Source organism: Klebsiella sp. RHBSTW-00215, from assembly GCF_014103785.1.
Taxonomy (GTDB): domain Bacteria; phylum Pseudomonadota; class Gammaproteobacteria; order Enterobacterales; family Enterobacteriaceae; genus Klebsiella.
This window is the reverse complement of the sequence record NZ_JABXQS010000001.1, coordinates 1,813,598-1,840,559: the sequence shown is the minus strand read 5'-3', so window position 1 is coordinate 1,840,559 and position 26,962 is coordinate 1,813,598. Positions and strand designations below refer to the sequence as shown.

The 26,962-nt window shown below is 54.2% G+C and carries 27 protein-coding genes and 1 riboswitch; of the genes, 18 read left to right on the top strand and 9 right to left on the bottom strand.

Features of this window, described 5'->3' with window-relative positions; genetic code table 11:
• Positions 1-103: 103 nt before the first annotated feature.
• On the bottom strand, positions 104-1,393 hold the full coding sequence (locus tag HV127_RS08755; RefSeq protein ID WP_182235635.1) for a maltoporin: 1,290 nt from the start codon (positions 1,391-1,393) through the stop codon (positions 104-106).
• Positions 1,394-1,491: 98 nt separating this feature from the next.
• Positions 1,492-2,601 (bottom strand): maltose/maltodextrin ABC transporter ATP-binding protein MalK, encoded by a 1,110-nt coding sequence (gene malK, locus HV127_RS08750; RefSeq protein WP_110277223.1) that lies wholly within the window; start codon positions 2,599-2,601, stop codon positions 1,492-1,494.
• A 369-nt stretch (positions 2,602-2,970) separates the two neighbouring features.
• Between malK and malE the strand changes: the two genes are divergently transcribed.
• The 3 genes from malE to malG all read left to right on the top strand — a co-directional run bounded on the left by malE (position 2,971) and on the right by malG (position 6,879).
• Positions 2,971-4,161 (top strand): maltose/maltodextrin ABC transporter substrate-binding protein MalE, encoded by a 1,191-nt coding sequence (gene malE, locus HV127_RS08745; RefSeq protein ID WP_110277224.1) that lies wholly within the window; start codon positions 2,971-2,973, stop codon positions 4,159-4,161.
• A 126-nt stretch (positions 4,162-4,287) separates the two neighbouring features.
• Positions 4,288-5,832: a maltose ABC transporter permease MalF gene (malF, locus tag HV127_RS08740; RefSeq protein ID WP_182235634.1), complete on the top strand. Its 1,545-nt coding sequence runs from the start codon at positions 4,288-4,290 to the stop codon at positions 5,830-5,832.
• Between the two features lie 156 nt (positions 5,833-5,988).
• Entirely contained in the window at positions 5,989-6,879 is an 891-nt protein-coding gene (gene malG, locus HV127_RS08735) for a maltose ABC transporter permease MalG (protein ID WP_004109572.1), read from the top strand.
• A 190-nt stretch (positions 6,880-7,069) separates the two neighbouring features.
• Here the strand turns inward: malG and psiE are convergent, their stop codons facing one another.
• The gene (psiE, locus tag HV127_RS08730; RefSeq protein WP_110277227.1) at positions 7,070-7,480 is read right to left on the bottom strand and encodes a phosphate-starvation-inducible protein PsiE; all 411 of its coding nucleotides are present in this window, start codon (positions 7,478-7,480) and stop codon (positions 7,070-7,072) included.
• Positions 7,481-7,624: 144 nt separating this feature from the next.
• Between psiE and HV127_RS08725 the strand changes: the two genes are divergently transcribed.
• Together HV127_RS08725 and HV127_RS08720 are read left to right on the top strand one after the other, a co-directional pair.
• Entirely contained in the window at positions 7,625-8,134 is a 510-nt protein-coding gene (locus HV127_RS08725; RefSeq protein WP_182235633.1) for a GNAT family N-acetyltransferase, read from the top strand.
• 8 nt (positions 8,135-8,142) lie between these two features.
• Positions 8,143-8,601: an acyltransferase gene (locus HV127_RS08720; RefSeq protein WP_182235632.1), complete on the top strand. Its 459-nt coding sequence runs from the start codon at positions 8,143-8,145 to the stop codon at positions 8,599-8,601.
• Positions 8,602-8,718: 117 nt separating this feature from the next.
• On the opposite strand, the gene pgi is transcribed toward HV127_RS08720, so the two are convergent.
• Complete coding sequence (gene pgi, locus HV127_RS08715) at positions 8,719-10,368, bottom strand: glucose-6-phosphate isomerase (RefSeq protein ID WP_112215904.1); 1,650 nt, start codon at positions 10,366-10,368, stop codon at positions 8,719-8,721.
• A gap of 353 nt (positions 10,369-10,721) precedes the next feature.
• A riboswitch (Lysine riboswitch) is annotated at positions 10,722-10,955 on the top strand.
• 180 nt (positions 10,956-11,135) lie between these two features.
• On the opposite strand from pgi, the gene lysC reads away from it, so the two are divergent.
• Positions 11,136-12,485, top strand: coding sequence for a lysine-sensitive aspartokinase 3 (lysC, locus tag HV127_RS08710; RefSeq protein WP_112215905.1), 1,350 nt, complete (start codon positions 11,136-11,138; stop codon positions 12,483-12,485).
• Between the two features lie 231 nt (positions 12,486-12,716).
• On the opposite strand, the gene HV127_RS08705 is transcribed toward lysC, so the two are convergent.
• On the bottom strand, positions 12,717-13,505 hold the full coding sequence (locus HV127_RS08705; RefSeq protein WP_182235631.1) for a nucleotidyltransferase domain-containing protein: 789 nt from the start codon (positions 13,503-13,505) through the stop codon (positions 12,717-12,719).
• Between the two features lie 5 nt (positions 13,506-13,510).
• Complete coding sequence (locus HV127_RS08700) at positions 13,511-14,638, bottom strand: slipin family protein (protein WP_182235630.1); 1,128 nt, start codon at positions 14,636-14,638, stop codon at positions 13,511-13,513.
• 99 nt (positions 14,639-14,737) lie between these two features.
• Here HV127_RS08700 and HV127_RS08695 point away from each other — a divergent pair, with 99 nt between their 5' ends.
• From HV127_RS08695 to panS, 3 genes are all read left to right on the top strand, one after another.
• The gene (locus tag HV127_RS08695; RefSeq protein ID WP_182235629.1) at positions 14,738-15,082 is read left to right on the top strand and encodes a hypothetical protein; all 345 of its coding nucleotides are present in this window, start codon (positions 14,738-14,740) and stop codon (positions 15,080-15,082) included.
• Positions 15,083-15,085: 3 nt separating this feature from the next.
• Positions 15,086-16,666: an RNA repair transcriptional activator RtcR gene (gene rtcR, locus HV127_RS08690; RefSeq protein WP_182235628.1), complete on the top strand. Its 1,581-nt coding sequence runs from the start codon at positions 15,086-15,088 to the stop codon at positions 16,664-16,666.
• A 111-nt stretch (positions 16,667-16,777) separates the two neighbouring features.
• On the top strand, positions 16,778-17,722 hold the full coding sequence (panS, locus tag HV127_RS08685) for a ketopantoate/pantoate/pantothenate transporter PanS (protein WP_182235627.1): 945 nt from the start codon (positions 16,778-16,780) through the stop codon (positions 17,720-17,722).
• A 186-nt stretch (positions 17,723-17,908) separates the two neighbouring features.
• Here panS and HV127_RS08680 read toward each other — a convergent pair whose 3' ends face one another.
• Complete coding sequence (locus HV127_RS08680) at positions 17,909-18,247, bottom strand: XRE family transcriptional regulator (protein ID WP_139540801.1); 339 nt, start codon at positions 18,245-18,247, stop codon at positions 17,909-17,911.
• 281 nt (positions 18,248-18,528) lie between these two features.
• On the opposite strand from HV127_RS08680, the gene HV127_RS08675 reads away from it, so the two are divergent.
• Positions 18,529-18,801: a DUF3811 domain-containing protein gene (locus tag HV127_RS08675; RefSeq protein ID WP_110277236.1), complete on the top strand. Its 273-nt coding sequence runs from the start codon at positions 18,529-18,531 to the stop codon at positions 18,799-18,801.
• Here the strand turns inward: HV127_RS08675 and rluF are convergent.
• Positions 18,798-19,667, bottom strand: a complete 870-nt coding sequence (gene rluF, locus HV127_RS08670; protein WP_182235626.1) for a 23S rRNA pseudouridine(2604) synthase RluF — start codon at positions 19,665-19,667, stop codon at positions 18,798-18,800. The two genes, HV127_RS08675 and rluF, sit on opposite strands and share 4 nt — an antisense overlap.
• 424 nt (positions 19,668-20,091) lie before the next feature.
• On the opposite strand from rluF, the gene HV127_RS08665 reads away from it, so the two are divergent.
• The 8 genes from HV127_RS08665 to HV127_RS08630 all read left to right on the top strand — a co-directional run bounded on the left by HV127_RS08665 (position 20,092) and on the right by HV127_RS08630 (position 26,609).
• Complete coding sequence (locus HV127_RS08665; RefSeq protein ID WP_182240601.1) at positions 20,092-21,039, top strand: sugar-binding transcriptional regulator; 948 nt, start codon at positions 20,092-20,094, stop codon at positions 21,037-21,039.
• Between the two features lie 71 nt (positions 21,040-21,110).
• Positions 21,111-21,914, top strand: a complete 804-nt coding sequence (locus HV127_RS08660; RefSeq protein WP_182235625.1) for an SDR family oxidoreductase — start codon at positions 21,111-21,113, stop codon at positions 21,912-21,914.
• Between the two features lie 9 nt (positions 21,915-21,923).
• Positions 21,924-22,331 (top strand): mannose/fructose/sorbose PTS transporter subunit IIA, encoded by a 408-nt coding sequence (locus HV127_RS08655; RefSeq protein ID WP_182235624.1) that lies wholly within the window; start codon positions 21,924-21,926, stop codon positions 22,329-22,331.
• Entirely contained in the window at positions 22,331-22,825 is a 495-nt protein-coding gene (locus HV127_RS08650; protein ID WP_142464690.1) for a mannose/fructose/sorbose PTS transporter subunit IIB, read from the top strand. The genes HV127_RS08655 and HV127_RS08650 overlap by 1 nt, the downstream gene beginning before the upstream one ends.
• A gap of 64 nt (positions 22,826-22,889) precedes the next feature.
• The gene (locus HV127_RS08645; protein ID WP_142514418.1) at positions 22,890-23,687 is read left to right on the top strand and encodes a PTS mannose/fructose/sorbose transporter subunit IIC; all 798 of its coding nucleotides are present in this window, start codon (positions 22,890-22,892) and stop codon (positions 23,685-23,687) included.
• An 11-nt stretch (positions 23,688-23,698) separates the two neighbouring features.
• A complete protein-coding gene (locus HV127_RS08640) occupies positions 23,699-24,523 on the top strand; it encodes a PTS system mannose/fructose/sorbose family transporter subunit IID (RefSeq protein ID WP_105889496.1) in 825 nt (274 codons plus the stop codon).
• Positions 24,524-24,574: 51 nt separating this feature from the next.
• Entirely contained in the window at positions 24,575-25,807 is a 1,233-nt protein-coding gene (sorE, locus tag HV127_RS08635; protein WP_182235623.1) for an L-sorbose 1-phosphate reductase, read from the top strand.
• The gene (locus HV127_RS08630; protein WP_182235622.1) at positions 25,800-26,609 is read left to right on the top strand and encodes a shikimate 5-dehydrogenase; all 810 of its coding nucleotides are present in this window, start codon (positions 25,800-25,802) and stop codon (positions 26,607-26,609) included. The genes sorE and HV127_RS08630 overlap by 8 nt, the downstream gene beginning before the upstream one ends.
• Positions 26,610-26,805: 196 nt before the next feature.
• On the opposite strand, the gene HV127_RS08625 is transcribed toward HV127_RS08630, so the two are convergent.
• Positions 26,806-26,946 carry a type II toxin-antitoxin system CcdA family antitoxin gene (locus HV127_RS08625; protein ID WP_228288578.1) on the bottom strand — a complete coding sequence of 47 codons (141 nt, stop codon included), beginning with the start codon at positions 26,944-26,946 and terminating at the stop codon, positions 26,806-26,808.
• Between the last annotated feature and the right edge of the window lie 16 nt (positions 26,947-26,962).

The window sequence follows — 26,962 nt, the reverse complement described above, 5'->3', positions numbered from 1 at the left end:
CTCGGATAGCATAGATTTAGCGGTAGCCAGGCAATAGCGCGCTAATTCTGAATAATCAGGAGGGGCATAAGCCCCTCCGTGTTACGACATAATGACTACTGAATTACCACCAAACTTCCATCTGCGCGCCGAAGGTCACTTCGCTATCGCTACCGCGGCTGTTAGTCAGGAGACCATTACCGCTGCTGTCTTTAGTCTGCAGACCGGAGATGTTGCTGTTACCCCAGTTTTCATCCCATTTCGCGTAGGTGGCGAAAATACGGATTGCCGGACGGGACCAGACGCTGTTACCTGCCTGCCATTGCTGGGCCAGAGTAATTTTGTACTGGTTGTTGTTTTCGCTGGTACGCTGGGATTTCACGTTGTCATAACCGACTTCCAGCTGGGTGCTCATGATCGGCGTCCATTTGTACATCGGACGAACACCGACGGTGTACCAGGTAGAACCGTTGTTGCTGTCCAGATCCACATCCTGGTACATCGCAACGTACATCAGGCCCCAGTCATCGTTGAAGTCCATCGCGCCGTGATCCAGAACGCGGATCATGCTGCCGTTGTTATCAATGCTGGTACCCTGAGAGTGACCACTGTTCCAGGAAGTCATCGAGTCGGTCGCATACTGAACAACAAACTTGTTGAAGCCGCCCCAGATAGACTGAGTATGTTCACCAGTGAACATCCAGCCATCTTTCGATGCGCCATCAGCCAGACGGTAGTCATCCTGCGGGTTAGCACGGCCATAATCCACGCCTAACTCTAGGACGCCGCCTGGGTTAATTTCCATACCGGCCAGACGCACGTCGAAGACGTCATTCGCGGTTTTAGCAGCATATTTCTTGGTGTCATCGCTGGAGAAAGTGTAAGAACCGCCGCTTTCAGAGTTACGTGTAGCTGCCAGAGAGAGTTTACCGAAGCCGACATCCACGTTTTCCAAGCCCGCACCCGGACCGGAGATATCCCAGTAGTAGAAGTCGATCATGTGAACGTCATGACGCTGGTAGAAACGCTTACCGGCCCACAGGGTAGAACCCGGTAACCAGTCAATCAGGTTTTTACCCTGGATGTTAGCTTCACGGAATGCAGGAGAGGTACTTTCCCAGTCATCCTGTTGGTCTACGGAATACGCGACGTTAGTATCGAAATAAAAACTCTTGTCACCCTCTTTCCATAATTCCTGGCCCAGCTTCAGTTCCGCATAGGTTTCACATTCGTTACCGAGACGGTATTTACTTTGAGCACCTGTTGCTTTGAAACATTCCTGTGAACCACCGCTACCGGTCCAGCCGATACCAGAACGAGCATAGCCATGGAAATCAACGGCCAGCGCCTGAGCAGACATAACGCCTGCTGCAACGGCGATCGCCAGTGGAAGTTTGCGCAGAGTAATCATCATTCTATCTCCTGAGATCATTGCTTTTCTTTGAACGCTTCGCCTGTTGTTGCGCCTGTTTTTCGGCGCTCCAGGGTGCACGTTTTTTTTAATGGGAAGCCTTACACGCCCGGCTCTTTATGCAGCCGACGACAAGCGGTGCCATCCTCACGGAATAAATGGCAACGCTCCGGCGGCAAGCCGATGGCGAATGTGGCTCCCTCTTCGACCAGCACCACGTCGTTCTGGCGGTAAACCAGGTTTTGACGGATGGCGGGGATCTGGATATGAATTTGTGTTTCGTTACCAAGCTGTTCCACCACCTGAATCACGCCTTCGAGGGTGACGTCAGCGATATCGCTGGGCAGCAGATGTTCCGGGCGAATGCCTAAGGACATATTCGCGCCGACCTGAACGCGGGCGCTGTCCACCGGCAGCCAAATTTGCTGGCGGTTAGGCAGTTCCACCTGCACCTGTTCAATGGCGGTAGCGGTGACTTTAACCGGCAGGAAGTTCATCTTCGGCGAGCCAATAAAGCCCGCGACGAAGCGATCCGCCGGGTAGTGATAAAGCTCAAGCGGTTTCCCGACCTGCGCGACGCGACCGGCATCCAGTACCACGATTTTGTCAGCGAGGGTCATCGCCTCGACCTGATCGTGGGTCACGTAAATCATCGTGCGCCCAAGGCGCTTATGCAGACGGGAAATCTCAATACGCATCTGTACGCGCAGCGCGGCATCAAGGTTAGAGAGAGGTTCGTCAAGCAGGAAGACGCGCGGTTCGGCCACCAGGGTACGGCCAATCGCCACACGCTGACGCTGACCGCCGGAAAGCGCTTTTGGTTTACGCTCCAGCAGATGAGCCAGTTGCAGGACTTCTGCCACCTGGGTGACGCGTTGATTAATCAGGTCTTTTTTGGCACCGGCCAGCTTCAGGCCGAAAGACATGTTTTCCGCGACGGAAAGGTGGGGGTAAAGCGCATAAGACTGAAACACCATCCCGATACCACGTTCGGCGGGCGGGACATCGTTCATTCGGGTATCGCCAATCATAAGATCGCCGCTGGTCACCGTTTCCAGCCCGGCAATCATACGCAGCAGGGTGGATTTGCCGCAGCCCGATGGGCCAACAAACACGACGAACTCCCCATCCTGGATCTCGAGATTGATATCTTTCGATACCACCACGTCGCCCCAGGCTTTCGTTACATTTCGCAGCTGTACGCTCGCCATGCCCTTCTCCCTTCGTTACAACCAGTCACTTAACGACACATTCAAGATGGGCTGACTATGCGGTATTCATAAATCTGGTAAATCCTCCACCCCCGGCTTTTTTATGGGGGAGGAGACGGGAGGATGAGAGATGACGTCTCGCCTCCGGGGGGGACGGGCTGATACCGATTTCGTGATGCAGGCGACAAAAATGGCCTCGTTTTTATGTGCTCCAGGGCTCATAACCGGAGATTCTGCAATGGAGATCACACAAACGATGGGTGGGGCGTAGACATAGGGAGGATGGAAAGAGGTTGTTAAAAAAGGAAACTCATCACCGTTAAGCCATCCAAGTGTATCCACGAGCACATCACCAAATAGGACGGGTATATGAAAATCAAAACTGGCGCTCGCATCCTCGCGCTGTCTGCATTGACCACGATGATGTTTTCCGCCTCTGCCCTCGCGAAAATAGAAGAAGGTAAGCTGGTTATCTGGATTAACGGCGACAAAGGCTACAACGGCCTCGCTGAAGTCGGTAAAAAGTTCGAAAAAGACACTGGCATTAAAGTTTCCATCGAACACCCGGACAAGCTGGAAGAGAAATTCCCGCAGGTTGCCGCAACCGGCGACGGCCCGGACATCATCTTCTGGGCCCATGACCGTTTCGGCGGCTATGCCCAATCTGGCCTGCTGGCAGAAATCACCCCGGACAAAGCCTTCCAGGACAAACTGTATCCATTCACCTGGGACGCCGTACGCTATAACGGCAAACTGATTGCCTACCCGGTCGCGGTAGAAGCGCTGTCGCTGATTTACAACAAAGACCTGGTACCAAACCCGCCGAAAACTTGGGAAGAGATCCCTGCGCTGGATAAAGAACTGAAAGCGAAAGGTAAGAGCGCGCTGATGTTTAACCTGCAAGAACCGTACTTCACCTGGCCGCTGATTGCTGCCGACGGCGGTTACGCGTTCAAGTTTGAAAACGGCAAATATGACGTGAAAAACGTTGGCGTTGATAGCGCTGGTGCGAAAGCAGGCCTGACCTTCCTGGTCGACCTTATCAAAAACAAACACATGAACGCCGACACCGACTACTCCATCGCTGAAGCGGCATTCAACAAAGGCGATACCGCGATGACCATCAACGGTCCGTGGGCATGGTCTAACATTGATAAGAGCAAGGTTAACTACGGCGTTACCCTGCTGCCAACCTTTAAAGGCAACGCGTCCAAACCGTTCGTTGGTGTTCTGAGCGCCGGTATTAACGCCGCCAGCCCGAACAAAGAACTGGCGAAAGAGTTCCTCGAAAACTACCTGATGACCGACCAGGGTCTGGATGAAGTGAACAAGGACAAACCGCTGGGTGCCGTTGCGCTGAAATCCTTCCAGGAGAAACTGGAAAAAGATCCGCGTATCGCCGCCACCATGGCTAACGCCCAGAAAGGCGAAATCATGCCGAACATCCCGCAGATGTCCGCTTTCTGGTATGCCGTACGTACCGCGGTTATCAACGCAGCTAGCGGTCGTCAGACCGTCGATGCCGCGCTGAAAGATGCACAGGCTCGTATCACCAAGTAATACTTTTGTTCCCCTCTCCCTCAGGGAGAGGGTTAGGGAGAGGGTTGTGTTGATAAACTCGCCCTCACCCCGGCCCTCTCCCCCAGGAGAGGGAGAAAAGCTCAAACGCTGTAGAGGATGATCCCCATGGATGTCGTGAAAAAGAAACACTGGTGGCAAAGCCCGCAGCTCACATGGTCTGTGATCGGCTTGCTGTGCCTGCTGGTGGGTTACCTTGTTGTTTTGATGTACGCCCAGGGGGAGTACCTGTTTGCCATCATGACGCTGATTTTAAGCTCGGTTGGCCTGTATATTTTTTCCAATCGCAAGGCCTATGCCTGGCGCTATGTTTATCCGGGTGTTGCCGGGATGGGACTGTTCGTTCTGTTCCCGTTGATCTGCACCATCGCTATCGCTTTCACCAACTACAGCAGCACCAACCAGCTGACCTTCGAACGCGCTCAGCAGGTACTGATGGACCGCTCTTTTCAGGCGGGTAAATCCTACAACTTCGCACTCTATCCCGCTGGAGATGAGTGGAAGCTGGCGCTGACCGACGGCGACAGCGGCAAAAACTACCTTTCCGATGCGTTTAAATTCGGCGGCGAGCAAAAGCTGGCCCTTAAAGAAGCCGATGCGCTGCCGGAAGGTGAACGCGCTAACCTGCGCGTCATTACGCAAAACCGTACCGCCCTGAACCAGCTGACCGCGATACTGCCCGACGAAAGCAAAGTCATCATGAGTTCGCTACGTCAGTTCTCCGGAACCCAGCCGCTGTATGCATTGGCTAATGACGGCACGCTGACCAACAACCAGAGCGGCGTGAAGTACCGCCCGAACGCCGACGTTGGCTTCTACCAGGCCATTAACGCCGACGGCAGCTGGGGCAGCGAGAAGCTGAGCCCGGGTTACACCGTGACTATCGGCTGGGATAACTTCACCCGTGTGTTCCAGGACGAAGGTATTCAGAAACCGTTCTTCGCAATCTTCGTCTGGACGGTAGTGTTCTCCATCCTGACCGTCATTCTGACCGTCGCGGTAGGGATGATTCTCGCCTGCCTCGTGCAGTGGGAAGCCCTAAAAGGCAAAGCGATTTACCGCGTACTGCTGATTCTGCCTTACGCCGTACCGTCGTTTATCTCGATTCTGATTTTCAAAGGGTTGTTCAACCAGAGCTTTGGTGAGATCAACATGATGCTCAGCGCGCTGTTCGGCATTAAACCGGCCTGGTTTAGCGACCCGATTACCGCACGTACCATGATCATCATCGTCAACACCTGGCTCGGCTATCCGTACATGATGATTCTGTGCATGGGCCTGCTGAAAGCGATTCCTGACGACCTGTATGAAGCCTCGGCAATGGACGGCGCAACCCCGTTCCAGAACTTCTTTAAGATTACGCTGCCGCTGCTGATCAAGCCGCTAACGCCGCTGATGATCGCCAGTTTCGCGTTTAACTTTAACAACTTCGTGCTGATTCAGCTGTTGACCAACGGCGGGCCGGACCGACTCGGCACCACCACGCCAGCGGGCTATACAGACCTGTTGGTGAGCTATACCTACCGTATCGCCTTCGAAGGCGGCGGAGGCCAGGACTTCGGCCTCGCGGCGGCTATCGCTACGCTGATCTTCCTGCTGGTAGGCGCGCTGGCGATTATTAACCTGAAAGCCACACGTATGAAGTTTGATTAATTGGAATAACCAGGCGTCATTGGCGCGGGCAGTTTGGGCTCGGCCAGCGCGGAAGAACCGGAGCGTACACGTAGTACGTGAGGATTCTGAGCACTGCCCGAGTTCAAAATGGCAAGCAAAATAGCCTGGAGCGGTATCAAGGGGAGTAAAAATATTATGGCTATGGTTCAACCCAAATCTCAGAAGCTGCGTCTACTGACGACGCATCTCCTGCTACTGATTTTTATCGCGGCGATTATGTTCCCGCTGCTGATGGTCATCGCTATCTCTCTGCGCGAAGGTAACTTCGCTACCGGTAGCCTGATCCCTGAAAGTATCTCCTGGGAGCACTGGCGGCTGGCGTTAGGCTTTAGCGTTGAACACGCTGACGGTCGCGTCACGCCGCCCCCCTTCCCGGTCCTGCTGTGGCTGTGGAACTCCATCAAGGTGGCGGGCATTACCGCGATTGGTATCGTCGCGCTCTCTACCACCTGTGCTTACGCTTTTGCCCGTATGCGTTTCCCGGGTAAAGCCACGCTGCTCAAAGGGATGCTGATTTTCCAGATGTTCCCGGCGGTTCTGTCGCTGGTTGCTCTGTATGCCTTGTTTGATCGCCTCGGCCAGTACGTGCCATTTGTCGGCCTGAATACCCACGGCGGCGTAATCTTCGCCTACATGGGCGGTATCGCGCTGCACGTCTGGACGATTAAAGGGTATTTCGAAACCATTGACGGCTCGCTGGAAGAAGCAGCGGCGCTGGATGGCGCGACCCCGTGGCAGGCTTTCCGCCTGGTGCTGCTCCCGCTGTCGGTGCCGATTCTGGCGGTAGTGTTTATTCTGTCGTTCATCGCCGCGATTACCGAAGTGCCTGTAGCCTCGCTACTGCTGCGCGATGTGAACAGCTACACCCTGGCGGTCGGAATGCAGCAGTATCTCAACCCGCAGAACTATCTGTGGGGCGACTTTGCCGCTGCGGCGGTACTCTCCGCTATCCCGATTACTGTGGTGTTCCTGCTGGCCCAGCGCTGGTTGGTTAACGGCCTGACGGCAGGCGGAGTGAAAGGTTAAGTTTTTGTAACACCCGCCCCAAATTTCAGAGGAGGGATGACGATTTAGCGGCAATGCACGACCCCAACCGGGTATTGCCGCTGTCACCCTCAGCTGAAAAAGTAAGGCAAATGCCACTGCTATCCTCAACTGGACCCTACATAAATTATATTTGTGACTGTTGGTCAGCGGCCCTGGAGGCCGCTTTTTTTTATTCGCGTTTCAGGCGGTTGGAGTTACACAGCCAGAGCGTAATCACCAGAATCAGGATCGCGGCGGAGTAAATCAGCACCGCCATCGGCGAGTCATGATCGATAATAATCAGGCGTACGATAGCGGTAATGCCGATATAGACAAAATAGCGTAGCGGGAAGTGAAATCCCGATTCGAAGTACTTCACAATCAACGCAATAAACTCAAAATAGAGGAAGTAAACCACCAGCCCTTCCACCAGCTTGTACTTGCTGACTGGCTCCGGGGTAAACAGCACGTGCGCCAGATGCAGTGTCTCCTTGCCCAGAAAAACAATCAGAATAATCCCCAGGCACAGCAGGCCGAGGTTCAAAACGGTTTGCATTGCGGTTGCGATAAAACTCACCAACGGACGATAAACCGGCGGCATAGATACACCTCATAATCATCATTATTTGTGACCTGTATAACGCAAAAGTGTGATCCAGATCGACATTATTCGTTAACTTTTTGCCACCGGCGGCGTAAATGTAACAATCACTTGCCACACTGACAGGTTAAAAAGGAAACAACCATGTTCAAAATTCGTATTGCAGGGCCAGAAGATGCAGCCTTGCTCAACGAAATGGGTAATGCCAGCTACCGCCACCACTTTGCTCACCTCTGGCATAACGCCGACGAGATGGAACTCTACCTGCGGCAAGAGTATTCCATGGCTTCTCTGGAACGCAGCCTGGCCGATACGCAGTGCTGCTGGTTAATTGCTGAAGCCACGCACCCGATTGGCTTTGCTAAATACGCCTGCCGCCAGGATATCAACCCCGATGGCCCGTCCGGCACGCTACTGCATAAGCTCTACCTGCTGCCTGACGCAACGGGGCATCGCTACGGCGAGCAGTTTTTTAACGCCGTTGAGACGCGAGCAAAAGAGGCCGGTGAAAGCTGGCTATGGCTGGAAGTGCTCGACGCCAATACCCGCGCCCGTCGTTTCTATGAGCGCCAGGGGATGCGGCACGTTAAAGACGTTGAATTTCATTCCGCCACCCAACAAAGCACATTACATATTCTGGCCAAACAGATCTGAGAGGCAGCATGCATACGCTTCGAGAAACTGCTATTCGCAACGTCACCAGCGGCGAGAACGTGGTGATCTACCAGCCCGCCAACCTCTACGACTGCACGCTTGGCGATAATGTCTTCGTCGGGCCGTTCGTTGAAATTCAGGGCCATACCCGTATCGGCAACAACAGCAAAATTCAATCCCATACCTTTATTTGCGAGTACGTCACCATCGGCGAGCGTTGTTTTATCGGCCACGGGGTGATGTTCGCCAACGATATGTTCCGCGACGGCAAACCCAACGCAGACCGCGAAAGCTGGGGGAGAATTGTGATTGGCAGCGATGTGTCGATTGGCAGCGGCGCGACCATTCTGGCCGTTAGCATTTGCGATGGCGTGGTGATTGGTGCGGGCAGCGTGGTGACGAAGTCGATTATCGAGAAAGGCGTGTGGGCGGGAAACCCGGCGAAGCTGTTGCGGCGGTTAGAATAAAAAATGCCGACCACGTGGGTCGGCATTGTGCTCGCATTTTTGCCGGGCGGCGGCTAACGCCTTGCACGGCCTACAAAACAATCTACCATCCGCAGGCCCGCTCAGACGTCAGTCTAATTATGCACGCCAGGATTTATAGCGGTTAATCAGACCGTTGGTAGAGCTGTCGTGGCTGCTCACTTCGCTGCCATCTTTCAGTTCCGGCAGGATGCGGTTAGCCAGCTGTTTGCCCAGCTCAACGCCCCACTGGTCGAAGGTGAAGATGTTCATAATCACACCCTGAGTGAAGATCTTGTGTTCATACAGGGCAATCAGCGCGCCCAGGCTGAACGGAGTGATTTCACGCAGCAGGATGGAGTTGGTCGGACGGTTGCCTTCGAACACTTTAAACGGCACCACGTGGTCCAGGGTTGCTGGATCTTTACCCTGATCGCGATATTCCTGCTCAACCACTTCGCGGGATTTACCAAACGCCAGCGCTTCGGTCTGCGCGAAGAAGTTAGACAGCAGCTTCGGATGGTGATCGGACAGCGGGTTGTGGGTAACCGCCGGGGCGATAAAGTCGCAAGGCACCATTTTGGTCCCCTGGTGAATCAGCTGGTAGAACGCATGCTGACCGTTAGTACCCGGCTCGCCCCAGATGATTGGGCCAGTCTGGTAATCCACGGCGTTGCCGTTACGGTCAACGTATTTGCCGTTGGATTCCATGTTGCCCTGCTGGAAGTAAGCGGCAAAGCGGTGCATATACTGGTCGTACGGCAGAATCGCTTCGGTTTCAGCACCGAAGAAATTGTTGTACCAGATACCAATCAGCGCCAGCAACACCGGCAGGTTTTTCTCCGGCGCGGTGGTGGAGAAATGTTTGTCCATCGCATGCGCGCCGGACAGCAGCTCAACAAAGTTGTCGAAACCGACGGACAGGATGATCGACAGACCGATGGCTGACCACAGTGAGTAGCGACCGCCGACCCAGTCCCAGAATTCAAACATGTTGGCGGTGTCGATACCGAATTCGCCCACCGCTTTACCGTTGGTCGAGAGCGCGGCAAAGTGTTTCGCCACGTGCTTTTCATCGCCAGCGGTCGCCAGGAACCAATCGCGCGCGCTGTGGGCGTTGGTCATGGTTTCCTGAGTGGTAAAGGTTTTAGAAGCGACCAGGAACAGGGTGGTTTCCGGGTTCACGCCTTTCAGCACTTCGGCGATGTGGGTGCCATCGACGTTAGACACAAAGTGCATATTCAGATGATTTTTGTACGGGCGCAGCGCTTCGGTCACCATGAACGGGCCAAGGTCGGAGCCGCCGATACCGATGTTAACCACGTCGGTAATCGCTTTGCCGGTATAGCCTTTCCAGTTACCGGAGATAATGGCTTCAGAGAAGGATTTCATCTTCTCAAGCACCGCGTTCACTTCCGGCATCACATCTTTGCCATCAACCACAATCGGAGTATTGCTACGGTTACGCAGCGCAACGTGCAGTACCGCACGATCTTCAGTACGGTTAATCTTTTCGCCGGAGAACATGGACTTAATGGCGTCTGCCAGGAAGGTCTCTTTGGCCAGATCCTGCAGTTTTGCCAACGTCTCTTCGGTGATGCGGTTTTTGGAGAAATCCACCAGCATCAGATCGTCGAACGTTGCGGAAAACTTAGTGAAACGGTCGCTATCTTTCGCGAACAGGTCCGCGATAGTAACGTCTTTCATTTCATCAAAGTGTTTTTGTAGTGCCTGCCAGGCAGATGTCTGCGTTGGATTGATGTTTTTCATTAGCAATACTCTTCTGATTTGAGAATTGTGACTGCGGTCGATTGTAGCGCCGGTGGCGGAAAATTGTGATGATTTTTGTGTTATGCCGATGATACGTGTCAGAAATAGGGGTAATTTGGAGCAAAACGTCCCTGATAGTATAGCCATCATAAGGCTTTTTTCTTTCAGCCACTCGTGTATGAAAAATCCGCATAACCTTGACGTTGACATACTTCGCCTGAAGCCTTTATATAACGGCAATACCTATACATTCACGTAGGTATGTTGCTCGCGCATTTCACGCTACAGCGAAAGGGTATTGCAGGGGGGTATAATGACCCGCGTCCCCCCAGGCAAAGTGAAAGACGTCGGTAATTGCCAGAAGAGGTGCGTTGCCCAGGTAACCGTATTGGAGGAGCCAGTCCGGGGAAAATACGTGAGGGGGAGCAGCGCCGAGGTGAATAAGCGTCTGGTTACGCTCATCACCGGCCACAGAGGCTGAATCCTCTGGGTTGTCACCAGAAACGTTCGCAGTCGGGCGTTTCATACTCGCCAAATGGTGCAATGCATCAGGAAGCGGGTCTACAAGGTGGAGCACTTCTGGGTGACATCGTAGTTTGTTTATCGCTCTGCGCCCACCCTGTTTTTCGCTCTTCCCTTGTGCCATGGCTGAATAATTTGGCCTGGCTTATTAAGACATTTTATTGCAATCCGGATGCGTCCAGCCTTACCAGGATTGGTTGTCAGGAATCGTTTTAATAAGTCAGGCCCCCTGACACGAGGTTGTTATGACAGACTTAGTTATCGCCAAATTTGGCGGCACCAGCGTTGCCGATTTTGATGCCATGAACCGCAGCGTAGACGTCGCGCTGCTGGATGCCAATACCCGCGTGGTCGTGCTTTCCGCTTCTGCGGGCGTGACTAATCTGCTGGTTGCTCTGGCGGATGGGCTGGAACCTGGCGAACGCTTCGAGAAACTCGATGCCATGCGCCAGATCCAGTTCAATATCCTGGAGCGCCTGCGCTATCCGAACGTGATTCGCGACGAGATTGAGCGCCTGCTGGAAAATATTACCGCTCTGGCAGAAGCCGCATCGCTGGCGAGCTCAACCGCATTGACTGATGAACTGGTCAGTCACGGTGAGCTGATGTCCACCCTATTGTTTGTCGAGATCCTGCGCGAGCGTGGTATCGCCGCCCAGTGGTTTGACGTGCGTAAAATTATGCGCACCAACGATCGCTTTGGCCGCGCGGAACCGGATATCGCCGCACTTTCTGAACTCACCCAACAGTTGCTGGCTCCGCGCCTTGCAGAAGGCCTGGTGATCACTCAGGGCTTTATTGGTAGCGAAGCCAAAGGCCGCACCACCACGCTCGGTCGCGGCGGCAGCGATTATACCGCCGCTCTGCTGGGCGAAGCGCTGCATGCGACTCGCGTTGATATCTGGACCGATGTTCCCGGCATCTATACCACCGACCCACGCGTTGCTCCGGCGGCTAAACGTATTGACGTCATCGCCTTTGAAGAAGCGGCGGAAATGGCGACGTTTGGCGCGAAAGTCCTGCATCCGGCAACTCTGCTTCCCGCCGTGCGTAGCGAGATTCCGGTATTTGTTGGCTCCAGCAAAGAGCCGAAAGCGGGCGGTACGCTGGTATGCAACACGACCGAAAATCCACCGTTGTTCCGCGCGCTGGCGCTGCGCCGCAAGCAGACTCTGCTGACCCTGCACAGCCTGAATATGCTGCACTCTCGCGGTTTTCTCGCCGAAGTGTTCGGCATCCTGGCGCGACATAATATCTCCGTGGATCTCATCACCACTTCAGAAGTGAGCGTGGCGCTGACCATGGACACCACCGGTTCCACTTCCGCAGGCGACACCTTGTTAACCCAGGCGCTGCTGACCGAGTTGTCTTCTCTGTGCCGCGTAGAGGTCGAGCAAGATCTGGCGCTGGTCGCGCTAATTGGCAACGATTTGTCGAAAGCGTGCGGCGTTGGTAAAGAGGTGTTTGGCGTACTGGAGCCGTTCAATATTCGTATGATTTGTTACGGCGCATCCAGCCATAACCTGTGCTTCCTCGTACCGGGTGCGGATGCCGAGAAAGTGGTGCAGAAGCTGCATCATAATCTGTTCGAGTAATTGCCAAATAAAATGGCCCGCAATCTTGCCGGGCCACTTCAGACTGCTGACAACATGCGCCTCTTTGGAATTGCCCGGTGGCGGCTAGCGCCTTACCGGGCCTACGGAAAATGAGCAGCCTGAAGATATTGTGGTATTTGTAGGCCGTGAAAGGCGCTAGCCGCCGCCCGGCAGATAATGCGGGCACAATAACCCCAACAGGTTCACCATCCGTGTCAAACGTCCCAACTTTTAGTTCCCCATCACCGTGGTCATCAGCAGTTTGTCCAGCTCTCTGGCATCGCCCGTCCGACTATCCGGCAGCATCGGCGGAACCTCACCTCTTGCCAGTTCTGACTGAATAAACGCATGCAACAGTGGGCGACGTGGGCCATACTCTGCCTCTCCTGCTCGCTGTTTACGCTCCAGCAGCTCGTCTATTTCCTGACGCAAACCCGTTTCCAGTTCGCTCCCCGCCAGCAGTTCAGCAAAACGCATCGGCGGCACGCCTTTTCCCGCCTCAACCCAGCGAACGGCCAGCAAGGGACGCAGCACGTAGAAGTACTTTTTCAATCGCACATCGTCACCTTGCAGATAACCGCGAAAGTTTTTCCGTGCCATCGAGTAGTAGTGCCAGCGCGCGCGGACCGGGGAAAACCATTGCGGAACCAGCGTCTTAAGCGCTGATATCGTCGCCGCATCTTGTTGATAAACTACCGGCGAATCCAGCCACTCGATAAGCGTCGGGTTAGCCCCTTTCAGCAAGCCCAGCGCCTTACGCCACTCCCAGCCGCAAACGTCCAGCTCATCGTCTATCGGCAATTCGATCACATCTCTCGGTACCTCTACTCGCAGATACCATTCCGGTGGATGCACATAGAGAAATCGCACGTCATAATCGCTATCCGGCGAGGCAAAGCCCCAGCCCCGACTGCCGGACTCGCAGGCGTAGAGCACCTTGACGCCATAGCGTTGCTCCACCGCTTCCAGTTGCCGCTGCACCCGCTGGCGCATGGCGGCATCTACTCCGTTACACGTCATTTTCGTTATCCTTTTATATTCACCAGGCCATGCAACACCTGGTCCAGACCGCCAAAGACTGAGATTTTATCGATACGCTCCGCCACTCTTTCCAGCGTTTCCAGTTCTTTTAAGCGCAGCGCCACCGGGTTGTTTTCCATCACCTTCGCGGTGTTCAACAGCGAGCGGGTGGCGGCGGTCTCTTCACGCCGACGGATCACATTCGCCTGCGCCGACTTTTCTGCCTCGACCAGCTGTGACAAAATCGCTTTCATATCGCCCGGCAGCACAATATCTTTCACCCCCAGGGACGCGACTTCGATGCCAAAGGGCGCCATGCGGGCTTTCACCTGCGCGCTCACTACTTCATCAATCATCTGCTTATCTTCCAGCAGCTCGTCCAGCGTGCGCGTCCCCACTGCTTCACGCAGGGCAAACTGCAGCTCGCGATACAGATGATCCAGCGGTTTGGTCAACTGGCAATAAGCCTGCAAAACCTCGTTATAGCGCCAGTTTGCCGCCAGATTTAAACGCAGGTTCACTTTATCTTTAGTCAGGATCTCCTGGCCGCCGACCTCCAGTACCTGTAAACGGGTATCGACCACTTCGGCTTCCACCAGATGATTAATCTTCCAGTAAGCAGACAGGCCCGGCGGCAGTAACGGCTGGGTCTCGCCATCGATTTTCAGCACCCCAACGTGCCACGCAGGAACCGATACGGTGAGGATCGACTCACGGCCTTTTACCGCACCGTGACGTCGCGGCTGCAATACGGCATTCATCACCGCAGTCGGAACCTGAACCTGCCGGGTATCCATGCGTATCAGCTTCATATCCTCGCTGGCGGGCCAATACAGACGACGCGTAGAGGGCGGTAAAATTTCCTGCAAAGCGCCGTTGGTATACAGCGCTCCGGTCTCGGTATCCGTCAGATCCGCCGCCAGGCAATAACGTTCAACCCATGCAGGCTGAAACTGACGTAAATACTCCGCCAGCGCTTCCGGCACTTCGCTGCCGTCCATGTTGACGATCAGCACTTCAGGGACGTTAAACCCCGGCAGGCGGTGCGTACCCGTCTCCAGAACCTGATAGTAGTCACCCTCACGGGATAAAAGACCCAGTTGACCTTTGCGTATCGTAATTTTCTTCGTCATTTTTTATTCCTTAAAAGTTAATCAGGTGCGGATGCAGGGGCGAAGCCGCAGGGGAATTCCCTTTTGCCTGCGGCCCGGCGTCTTTACCGGCGGCCTGTTTTGGGGATTGCTGACAGCTCAACGCCCCGTTTTATTTCTATGATTAACAACCAGTTTTCATTCGGAGATGAAATTGGGAATCGAACCCGTGGTGGTCATCGGCTGACGGAACACTTCCGGAAAACAGCCTCTGCCGTTCCTGAGGTGCCGGCGGGGTTTAACCCCCTGCGCTTTCAGCGTATTGACGAGAGAGTTATTGCCAGATGCGTGCCAGAAAGAATAAATGGCAAAATAAATTATTATCCAATTGATTTTTATGTGTTTATTTTGACACACCTTTTTTACCATTGCCGCCAGGAAGCAATTTTTTTATCTTTAAATATCGAGCATTATCTTTTTGGATAAATCATGAAAAAGCGGCGGGTAGTGATTGGCGTACTCGGAACGGTGCTGGACAAGCGCGGTAAGCGGGCAAATCGATTAAAAAAATGGCGGCCCACCGTTGGGCTATGCCAGCAAGCAGATTTTCCCGTCGACAGGCTGGAACTGCTCCACCAACCGCGTGATGAAAGCATGGCGCAAAGGTTGATTGAAGATGTGGCTCTGCTTTCACCCCATACCCAAGTGCGGCCACATACGGTCGAAATTAACGATCCATGGGATTTTGAAGAGGTTTACGCCGCCTTCCTCGATTTTGCGACTCACTACGAGTTTGATACCGAGAACGAAGAGTATCTGGTACATATCACCACCGGGACTCACGTGGCGCAGATTTGCTGGTTTCTGCTGACGGAAGCCCACTATCTGCCCGCCAGCCTGCTGCAAACCAGCCCTGCGCCGAAAGGTTCAGCAGATGAGCAGATCGCAGCTGGCACCTGCTCGGTTATCGACCTTGATTTAAGCCGCTACGCCACGCTCACCAGCCGCTTTCAGCGCGAGCAGCAGCAGTCCGTCTCCTTCCTGAAGGCCGGTATTGATACGCGCAACGCGACGTTCAATAAACTTATCGATCGTATTGAGCGCGTGGCGATCCGATCGACCGATCCGATCCTTCTCACCGGCCCAACTGGTGCCGGTAAGTCTTTCCTCGCCAAACGTATTTTTCAGCTTCGCCAGTCGCGCCATCAGGTTGCGGGCAGGCTGGTGGCAGTAAACTGCGCCACCCTGCGCGGTGATAACGCCATGTCCACGCTATTTGGTCATGTAAAAGGCGCGTTTACTGGTGCACTGACGCCGCGAGCGGGCCTGCTGCGCGAGGCCGATGGCGGAGTGTTGTTTCTCGACGAAATCGCCGAGCTGGGGCTGGATGAGCAGGCTATGCTGCTAAAAGCCATTGAAGAGAAAACCTTTTTCCCGTTTGGTTCCGATAAAGAGGTCTACAGCAATTTCCAGTTAATAGCCGGTACCCATCGCAATATGCAGCAATGGGTGGCGGAAGGTCGTTTTCGCGAAGATCTCTATGCGCGCATCAATATGTGGCGCTTTGCCCTGCCGGGCCTGGCGCAGCGGCGGGAAGATATCGCACCAAACGTAGAGTATGAATTACAGCGCTTTGCAAACGAACGGAAAACGCAGATCCGTTTCGATAAAGACGCCCGCGAGCGCTATCTGACTTTTGCCTGCTCGCCACAGGCGCAGTGGCGCGGTAACTTTCGCGAGCTCGGATCGTCCGTCGCGCGAATGGCAACCCTAGCCGAGCAAGGGCGGATTACGCTCGCTCTTGCGCAAGAGGAGATGGCGCTCTTGCAAGAGAGCTGGCAGCTCAGCACATCTTCTCCTGACATCGAAATGGAAATCGATCTGTTCGATCGCCGCCAACTGGAAACCGTTCTGGAGGTGTGCCAACGCAGCGCTTCGCTGTCCGAAGCCGGACGCGAGCTGTTCGCTATCTCCCGTCAGAAAAAGGCCAATCCCAATGATGCCGACCGCCTGCGCAAGTATTTAGCCCGCTTTGGGCTGAGCTGGGAGAGTATCCGCAGTGGAACATGAACATAATTAATTTGAATAATATTCCTTAGCACGATAAACAATAGCTATGGCCGGGCTCGATCCCGGCCTGTTTATAACAAGCAAACACAACATACGTGCAAGGAAAACAACATGCTCGCCACGCTTACGCGGCTGTTCCCATTATGGGCGCTGCTGCTCTCGGTTATCGCGTATTACACGCCATCCACTTTCACTCCCATTGGTCCCTGGGTCCCGACGCTGCTGATGCTGATTATGTTCGGCATGGGCGTTCACCTGAAGGTGGACGACTTTAAACGCGTCCTTTCTCGTCCGGCACCGGTGGCCGCGGGAATTTTTCTACACTATTTGGTGATGCCGCTTGCCGCCTGGCTGCTGGCGCTGATTTTCAATATGCCGCCGGAGCTCTCCGCCGGGATGGTGCTGGTCGGCAGCGTTGCCAGCGGCACGGCATCCAATGTCATGATCTACCTGGCTAAAGGCGATGTGGCACTGTCGGTCACCATCTCGTCGGTTTCCACGCTGGTTGGCGTGGTGGCAACGCCGCTGCTGACGCGCCTTTACGTCGATGCACATATTCAGGTGGACGTGATGGGAATGCTGCTCAGTATTCTGCAAATCGTGGTGATCCCGATTGCGCTGGGACTGGTGGTTCATCACCTTCTGCCAAAAGTCGTCAGGGCGGTAGAACCGTTCCTCCCGGCCTTCTCAATGGTTTGTATTCTGGCGATTATCTGCGCCGTGGTAGCCGGTTCCGCTTCGCATATCGCTTCCGTTGGTTTTGTGGTGATTATCGCGGTCATCCTGCACAACACCATCGGCCTGCTCGGCGGCTACTGGGGCGGACGACTGTTTGGTTTTGATGAATCCACCTGCCGTACGCTAGCGATTGAGGTAGGGATGCAGAACTCAGGTCTGGCCGCCGCGCTGGGGAAAATCTACTTTGGCCCGCTGGCCGCGCTGCCTGGCGCACTGTTCTCGGTATGGCACAACCTGTCCGGCTCGCTGCTGGCGGGTTACTGGTCAGGGAAGCCGATTGCGGATGAATCGCGTAAGGCAGGAAAAAAGAGCAGATAAAACGTAACTTTGATGAAAATCTCCCGGTGGCGCTGCGCTGACCGGGCTACAGGTCCACAGCCGTTTGCGGTCTGGTAGCCCGGACAGGTGCAAAGCACCGCCTCCGGGATCTCACCTGATGGTGCCGCGCTTACCAAAGCGACGAGTTTGCGGGTTTTATACTTACCGTACACTGGAAGCATTGTCTTAACCCACCAGGAGCGTGACCGGTCTGCCTAATTTTCCCAACATCATCACCAGCGCATCCAGGGTGAATTTATTCGTTTTTAGGTTAACGACATCCGAAACCCGGGGGCGGGAGATGTTTAATTTCGCTGCGGCCTCCGTCTGTTTCAGATGGTTCTCATCGATCCAGTCAGAGATCTCCTGCATAAGCTGTTGCTTAAGAATAATAAGCTGCTCAACTTCACGCTCAGCGCCCTGCTGGAGCAGGTTTGCCTGAGTCTCATCAAATCCCAATTCGGCAAAAATATTGGCATCCGCAGAGGTGATATGGCGAATGTTACTGTCGATGACTTTGCTCATTTATGGCTCCTGTGCTCTTGCTGAACATCCTGGAAACGAACTTCCAATCCATGCAATAGACTTATGTTCTCGCTTCTGTAATAGCATACCACATCCTTGTATAAAATTTTATACAAAACAAAGAGAGATAGCCGAGACGAGCGCTTCTCCATTGCTACGCTACGTCAGCCAGAACGGCCCGTCACTTCAGAAGGGAATAATCTGCGAGTCGCTTTCAGGATTAGTTCTATTTTGTATCGAATACCGTACACTGAAGTCATCGGCTAACTGAGGGCACCACTATGGCACTCCCCCGCATTACCCAAAAAGAGATGACCGAGCGCGAACAGCGCGAACTGAAAACCCTGCTTGACCGTGCGCGCATTGCGCATGGCCGTCCGCTGACTAACGCGGAAACCAATAGCGTGAAAAAAGAGTACATCGATAAACTGATGGTTTTACGCGAAGCAGAGGCAAAAAAAGCCCGCCAGTTGAAGAAAAAGCAGGCTTATAAACCGGACAGTGAAGCATCGTTTTCCTGGTCGGCAAGTACGCCGACGCGCGGTAGACGTTAACGCCCTTTCTTTTTGCGCCCCGGCTGAACAAAACGTTTACCGTTCGACGCCGGGCGTGATTTCTCAGCCGTCTTTTCGATTGCCACCACCGGGCGTTTAATCCCCGCCGTTTTCGGCTTCGCTTTCGCCTTCGGTTTCGCTTCTGAAGAAGATCCTTCAATCAGCTTAAACAGATCGATCAGCTCATCATCGGTCAGATCGCGCCATTCCCCCAGCGGGATCCCCGTCAGGCTGACGTTCATAATCCGCGTGCGTTCAAGCTTCGTCACTTCATAGCCAAAGTGTTCGCACATGCGGCGGATCTGGCGATTCAGCCCCTGAACCAGGGTGATACGAAACACAAACGGCGCTTCTTTTTTGACTTTGCACTTCTTCGTCACCGTACCGAGGATCGGTACGCCCGCGCCCATGCCGCGGATAAACTCATCGGTCACCAGCTTATCAACGGTAACCAGATACTCTTTTTCGTGATCGTTACCGGCACGCAGGATCTTGTTAACCAGATCGCCATGGTTGGTCAAAAAGATCAGCCCCTGGGAATCTTTATCCAGACGACCAATCGGAAAAACGCGTTTGCTGTGGTTAACGAAATCGACGATGTTGTCGCGCTCGCCGTCTTCGGTGGTGCTGACAATGCCAACGGGTTTGTTCAGCGCAATCAGCACTAAATCATCCGCTTCACGCGGCTCAATCAACCGACCATTGACCTTTACCACGTCGCCAGCTTTCACCTGGTCGCCAATGGTGGCGCGCTTGCCGTTGATAAAAACGTTGCCTTGTTCGATAAAGCGATCGGCCTCGCGGCGCGAGCAAATTCCGCTTTCGCTGATGTATTTATTGAGTCGGGTTGATGAGTCGGGCAGCATAGCTTCTCCTGAAACACGTCATCCTTCAAGTTGTCCGGGCGCTCACTCTCTTGCCGCCTTGATAACACTTGAATGCTTTTACGTTTAAAACGCGAAATATACCCTACCTTGCAGACGATAAAAAATAATCGCGTACTCGCTGCCTGACACTAAATGTGATCTATCGCGCCTTTCAACACAAAAGTGTTCATTTAAGACCTCTGCAACTTTGACCGGCGAAATAAAGCAGAATCAGGCCTTTAGCACTACCAGCACAAACGTGCCGTAAACCACCTACTCACACATCAAATGTGCAACAGAAACCGCCAGTACATCGTCATGAAATAGATGAAAATTGCTTTGAAGTACAGCATCGATAGGGTTATATCAGATCAGGACAGCAAATATGTGATTTGCACAAATGTGCAGGAGTCGAAAGATGACGATGGAAAATAGCGACGATATCCGCCTGATCGTGAAAATCGCCCAGCTCTATTACGAGCAGGATATGACCCAAGCGCAGATTGCCCGCGAACTGGGGATTTATCGCACCACCATCAGCCGTCTACTGAAACGCGGTCGCGAGCAGGGCATCGTCACTATCGCCATCAACTACGACTACAACGAATACCTGTGGCTTGAGCAGCAGCTCAAACAAAAATTTGGCCTCAAAGAGGCGGTAGTCGCCACCTGCGACTCCCTGCTGGAAGAGGATCAGCTTAATCTTATCGGTCAGCACGGCGCGCAGTTGGTCGACAGGTTGCTGGAACCAGGCGATATCGTCGGTTTCTCCTGGGGTCGCGCGGTGCGTGCGCTGGTAGAGAATCTACCCCAAGCCAGCCAGTCGCGTCAGGTTATTTGCGTACCGATCATCGGCGGCCCCTCCGGCAAACTGGAAAGCCGCTACCACGTCAATACGCTGACCTACGGCGCGGCGGCGAAGCTAAAGGCAGAATCGCATCTCGCCGACTTTCCGGCGCTGCTGGATAACACATTAATTCGCAACGGCATTATGCAGTCCCAGCACTTTAAAACGATTGCCTCCTATTGGGATAACCTCGACGTCGCACTGGTAGGGATTGGTTCTCCGGCGATTCGCGATGGCGCCAACTGGCATGCATTTTACGGCAGCGAAGAGAGTGACGACCTCAACGCCCGCCAGGTCGCTGGTGATATCTGTTCACGCTTTTACGACATTGATGGCGGAATGGTAGAAACCGCCATGAGCGAAAAAACGCTCTCTATTGAGATGGCGAAACTTAAGCAAGCACGTTATTCCGTAGGTATCGCGATGGGCGAGGAAAAATACTCCGGTATTCTTGGCGCATTAAATGGAAATTATATTAACTGTCTGGTGACAAACAGAGAAACTGCCGAGTCGTTACTGAAGTAAATTTCAAGAATATGATTTCACGCAGCGCTGCTGCGGGGGATCCCTTTATCTAAAGAAAACAGGAGTCGATAATGGAAACGTGGTTAAATTTAAAAGGCAAAATTATTATTGTTACTGGCGGCGCATCAGGAATTGGTCTGGCCATTGTCGATGAATTATTAGCCCAGGGCGCAAATGTGCAGATGAGCGATATTCACGGCGGTGATAAACATCAGAACGGTGAAAATTATACTTTCTGGCCGACCGATATCTCCAGTGCCAGCGAAGTGAATAAAACTATCGACAGTATTATTCAACGTTTTGGCCGTATTGATGGTTTGGTAAATAACGCGGGCGTTAACTTTCCACGCTTATTAGTCGATGAGAAAGCGCCAGCCGGTCGTTATGAATTAAATGAAGCCGCATTCGAAAAAATGGTCAATATCAACCAGAAAGGCGTGTTCCTGATGTCGCAAGCGGTGGCTCGCCAGATGGTCAAACAGCGCGACGGCGTGATCGTTAACGTCTCCTCGGAAAGCGGGCTGGAAGGCTCCGAAGGCCAGAGCTGCTATGCCGCAACCAAAGCCGCGCTGAATAGCTTTACTCGCTCCTGGTCGAAAGAGCTGGGCAAACACGGCATCCGCGTCGTAGGCGTTGCGCCCGGCATTCTGGAAAAAACAGGACTGCGTACGCCGGAATACGAAGAAGCGCTAGCCTGGACCCGCAGCATCACCGTTGAACAGCTACGCGAAGGCTATACCAAGAACTCCATTCCGATTGGTCGCTCAGGTCGCCTCTCTGAAGTCGCTGATTTTGTTTGCTATCTGCTCTCAGAGCGCGCCAGCTATATCACCGGAGTAACCACTAACATCGCGGGCGGAAAAACGCGCGGCTAAGGAGGAAAAATGGTTAATGTCATCTTCTGTGCCCACGGTCAGTTGGCCTGCGCCATGCTCGACTCGGTACGCATGGTCTACGGTGATGTCAACGTCAACGCCGTGGAATTTATCCCCGGCGAGAACGCGGGGGATATCGCCACAAAGATCGAAAAGTTAGTAAGCACTCACAGTGGTGAGCAATGGCTTATTGCCGTCGATTTACAGTGCGGCAGCCCGTGGAACGCCGCCGCCGGTCTGGCGATGAGCAACCCGCAGCTTCGGGTCATCAGTGGCTTGTCGCTGCCGTTGGCTCTGGAACTGGTGGATAACCAGCAAACGATGAACGCTGACGAACTGTGCCAACACCTGGAGACCATCGCCAGCCAGTGCTGCGTCACCTGGCGGCAGCCGGAAACCGTTGAGGAGGATTTCTGATGAACATTACGCTTGCCCGTATCGATGACCGTTTAATTCATGGTCAGGTCACCACCGTGTGGTCAAAAGTGGCCAACGCCCAGCGAATTATTATCTGTAATGACGATGTTTATAACGACGAAGTTCGCCGTACGTTACTGCGCCAGGCCGCACCTCCGGGCATGAAGGTTAACGTAGTGAATCTCGAAAAAGCCGTCGCGGTCTATCACAATCCGCAATATAAAGACGAAACGGTTTTTTATTTATTCACTAACCCGCAGGACGTATTAACCATGGTGCAGCAAGGCGTGAAAATAGCGACGCTGAATATTGGCGGCATGGCCTGGCGACCGGGTAAAAAACAATTAACCAAAGCGGTGTCATTAGACGAGGCGGATATTCATGCCTTTCAGCAACTGGATAAGCTGGGCGTTAAACTCGATTTACGCGTCGTGGCCTCCGATCCATCGGTTAATATTCTCGACAAAATAGCAGAGCAGTCCGTTACAGAATAATAAATCGCGCCTGTAGTGATATGCCGTAACAGGCAGGGTTACACTCATCTTAAAGGTCATAATTATGGAAATTAGTACCCTACAAATAATAGCCATATTTATTTTTTCCTGTATTGCCGGGATGGGCAGCGTACTGGATGAATTCCAGACTCACCGCCCATTAATCGCTTGTACCGTCATTGGCTTAATTCTCGGGGATTTAAAAACCGGGATTATGCTCGGCGGCACTCTGGAACTCATTGCGCTGGGCTGGATGAACGTCGGCGCGGCGCAGTCTCCGGACTCGGCGCTGGCCAGTATTATCTCGGCCATCCTGGTGATTGTCGGCCATCAAAGCATCGCCACCGGGATAGCTATCGCGCTACCGGTCGCCGCTGCGGGCCAGGTGCTCACCGTGTTCGCCCGTACCATTACCGTGGTGTTCCAGCATGCGGCGGATAAAGCAGCAGAAGAGGCGCGCTTTGGGACCATCGATTTGCTGCACGTCTCAGCGCTGGGCGTCCAGGCGCTGCGCGTCGCTATCCCCGCGCTGGTGGTCTCGCTGTTCGTCAGCGCCGATATGGTCAGCAATATGCTTAACGCCATCCCGGAATTCGTCACTCGCGGTCTGCAAATCGCTGGCGGTTTTATCGTCGTGGTCGGCTACGCCATGGTGCTGCGCATGATGGGCGTGAAGTATCTGATGCCCTTCTTCTTCCTCGGCTTCCTCGCGGGCGGTTACCTCGACTTCAGCCTGCTGGCCTTCGGCGGCGTGGGGGTCATCATCGCGCTGATTTATATCCAGCTGAACCCGCAGTGGCGCAAGCCTGAACCGCAGGCCACGGCCACCTCTTCCACCGCCCTTGACCAGCTTGACGACTGATGGAGCCCAACATGGAACAGAGAAAAATTACCCAAGGCGACCTGGTGAGCATGTTTCTGCGATCCAACCTGCAGCAGGCGTCATTCAACTTCGAACGTATTCACGGGCTTGGCTTTTGCTACGACATGATCCCGGCCATTAAGCGTCTCTATCCGCTGAAAGAGGATCAGGTTGCCGCGCTGAAACGTCATCTGGTGTTCTTTAACACTACCCCGGCGGTCTGCGGCCCGGTCATTGGCGTAACGGTGGCGATGGAGGAAGCACGGGCTAACGGCGCGGCTATCGACGACGGCGCAATCAACGGTATCAAAGTGGGCTTGATGGGCCCGCTGGCCGGGGTTGGCGATCCGCTGGTGTGGGGGACATTGCGGCCGATTACCGCCGCCCTCGGCGCATCGTTGGCGCTCTCCGGCAATATTCTTGGTCCGCTGCTGTTCTTCTTTATTTTCAACGCAGTACGTCTGGCCATGAAATGGTACGGGCTGCAGCTGGGCTTTCGCAAAGGAGTCAATATCGTCAGCGATATGGGCGGCAACCTGCTGCAAAAACTGACCGAAGGGGCCTCCATTCTGGGCCTGTTTGTAATGGGCGTGCTGGTCACCAAGTGGACCACCATCAACGTACCGCTGGTGGTCTCACAAACGCCGGGCGCCGATGGCTCGACCGTCACCATGACCGTGCAGAACATCCTCGACCAGCTCTGCCCCGGCCTGCTGGCCCTTGGCCTGACGCTGCTGATGGTGCGCCTGCTTAATAAGAAAGTGAACCCCGTATGGCTGATTTTCGCCCTGTTTGGTTTAGGGATTATCGGTAACGCGCTGGGCTTCCTGTCCTGATTATTCCGCTCCGGCAATGCCGGGGCTACTGTGCTAAATATGAGGTGGTTTATGCAAACAACAACTGCTCTTCGCCTGTACGGCAAACGCGACCTGCGCCTGGAAACCTTCGAACTCCCGGCGATGCAGGATGATGAAATCCTCGCCCGCGTGGTCACCGACAGCCTGTGCCTCTCCTCCTGGAAAGAGGCGAATCAGGGCGAGTACCATAAAAAAGTGCCGGACGATGTAGCGACCAACCCGATCATCATCGGCCATGAGTTCTGCGGTGAAATTATCGCCGTCGGTAAAAAGTGGCAGCACAAGTTTCACGCCGGTCAGCGCTATGTAATTCAGGCCAACCTGCAGCTACCGGATCGCCCGGACTGCCCCGGCTATTCATTCCCGTGGATCGGCGGCGAAGCGACCCACGTAGTGATCCCTAACGAAGTGATGGAGCAGGATTGTCTGCTCTCATGGGAAGGCGATACCTGGTTTGAAGGCTCGCTGGTGGAGCCGCTCTCCTGCGTGATTGGCGCGTTCAACGCTAACTACCATCTGCAGGAAGGGACCTATAATCACACGATGGGCATTCGTCCGCAGGGACGCACGCTGATCCTCGGCGGCACTGGCCCGATGGGGCTGCTGGCTATCGACTACGCGCTGCATGGCCCGATCAATCCGTCGCTGCTGGTGGTCACCGATACCAATAAGCCAAAACTCAGCTATGCGCGTCAGCACTATCCATCCGAACCGCAAACGCTGATTCACTATCTTGATGGCCATGATGCCAGCCGCGAAACGCTGATGGCGCTCACCGGCGGTCACGGTTTTGACGATATTTTCGTTTTCGTCCCGAATGAACAGCTCATCACCATGGCTTCATCGCTGCTGGCTGCTGACGGCTGTCTGAACTTCTTCGCCGGCCCGCAGGATAAACAGTTCAGCGCGCCAATTAATTTTTACGATGTGCATTACGCTTTCACCCACTATGTAGGCACCTCCGGCGGTAATACCGACGATATGCGCGCCGCCGTAGCGCTGATGCAGGCGAAAAAAGTCCAGACAGCAAAAGTGGTGACCCATATTCTGGGACTTAACGCGGCGGGCGACACCACCCTGGATTTACCGGCGGTTGGCGGCGGTAAAAAGCTGGTCTACACCGGGAAAAACATTCCGCTCACGCCGCTGGGGAAAATTAGCGACCCGGAGCTGGCGGCGATTATGGAGCGCAACCACGGCATCTGGTCAAAAGAGGCGGAAGAGTACCTGCTGGCCCACGCGGAGGATATTACTCATGATTAATCGCGACACGCTGCTGTGTATGTCCCTGGCTGGTCGTCCGGGCAACTTCGGCACCCGATTTCATAACTATCTGTATGAAAAGCTGGGACTGAACTACATCTATAAAGCCTTTACGACCAGGGATATTGAAGCGGCGGTCAAAGGCGTACGCGCGTTAGGTATTCGCGGCTGCGCGGTATCGATGCCGTTTAAAGAGAGCTGCATGCCGTTTCTCGACGCTATCGACCCTTCGGCGAAGGTGATCGACTCGGTTAATACCATTGTCAACGACGACGGTAAGCTGACCGGGCTGAACACGGACTACATCGCGGTGAAAAGCCTGATTGACAGCAATCAGCTCGATTCCTCCACCAAAGTGATGATCCAGGGCAGCGGCGGGATGGGTAAAGCGGTGATCGCCGCATTTCGCGATGCGGGGTTCCGCGACGTGATTATCGCCGCCCGTAACCGTGATAATGGTCTGGCGCTGGCGAAGCAGTATGGCTTTCAATGGCAGCCAAAACCGGAAGGGATCCCGGTGGATATTCTGGTTAACGTCACCCCGCTCGGTATGGCGGGCGGCGCGGAAAGCGAAACTCTGGCCTTCAGCCAGACAATGGTGGAACAGGCCAGCGTGGTGTTTGATGTGGTCGCCCTGCCGCCGGAAACCCCGCTTATCAAGCTGGCACAGCGGCTGGATAAGCAGGTGATCAGCGGCGCGGAAGTCATTGCCTTACAGGCCGTGGAGCAGTTTGCGCTCTACACCGGCGTACACCCTGACGATGCGCTGGTCGCCGAAGCCTCGGCATTTGCCAGAGGGTAAGTCGCCACCCAGACTCAGGCACAACGTGCTCCCTCTCCCTTTTTAAGGGAGAGGGCTGGGGTGAGGGTTAACGCTCAGTAAACTATCCGTGGAATGTCCCGGAGGCGGCGCTTGACGCGCCTTGTCCGGGCTACCAAACCTCAGACCGCACGGACCTGTGTAGCCCGGTCAGCGCAGCGCCACCGGGAAGACATAGTTAAAATGATCGCTGAAAATCGCTAAATGAGCCATTTTCAGCCACCCACTGGTTAATGGCATCAATCGAACGCTGATTTTCCCATTGCCACCCGGACGCTTCATCCGCTGGTGCCCCTTCTTCTCGCGTATCTTTTTGCATAATAGGCTCTCCAGAT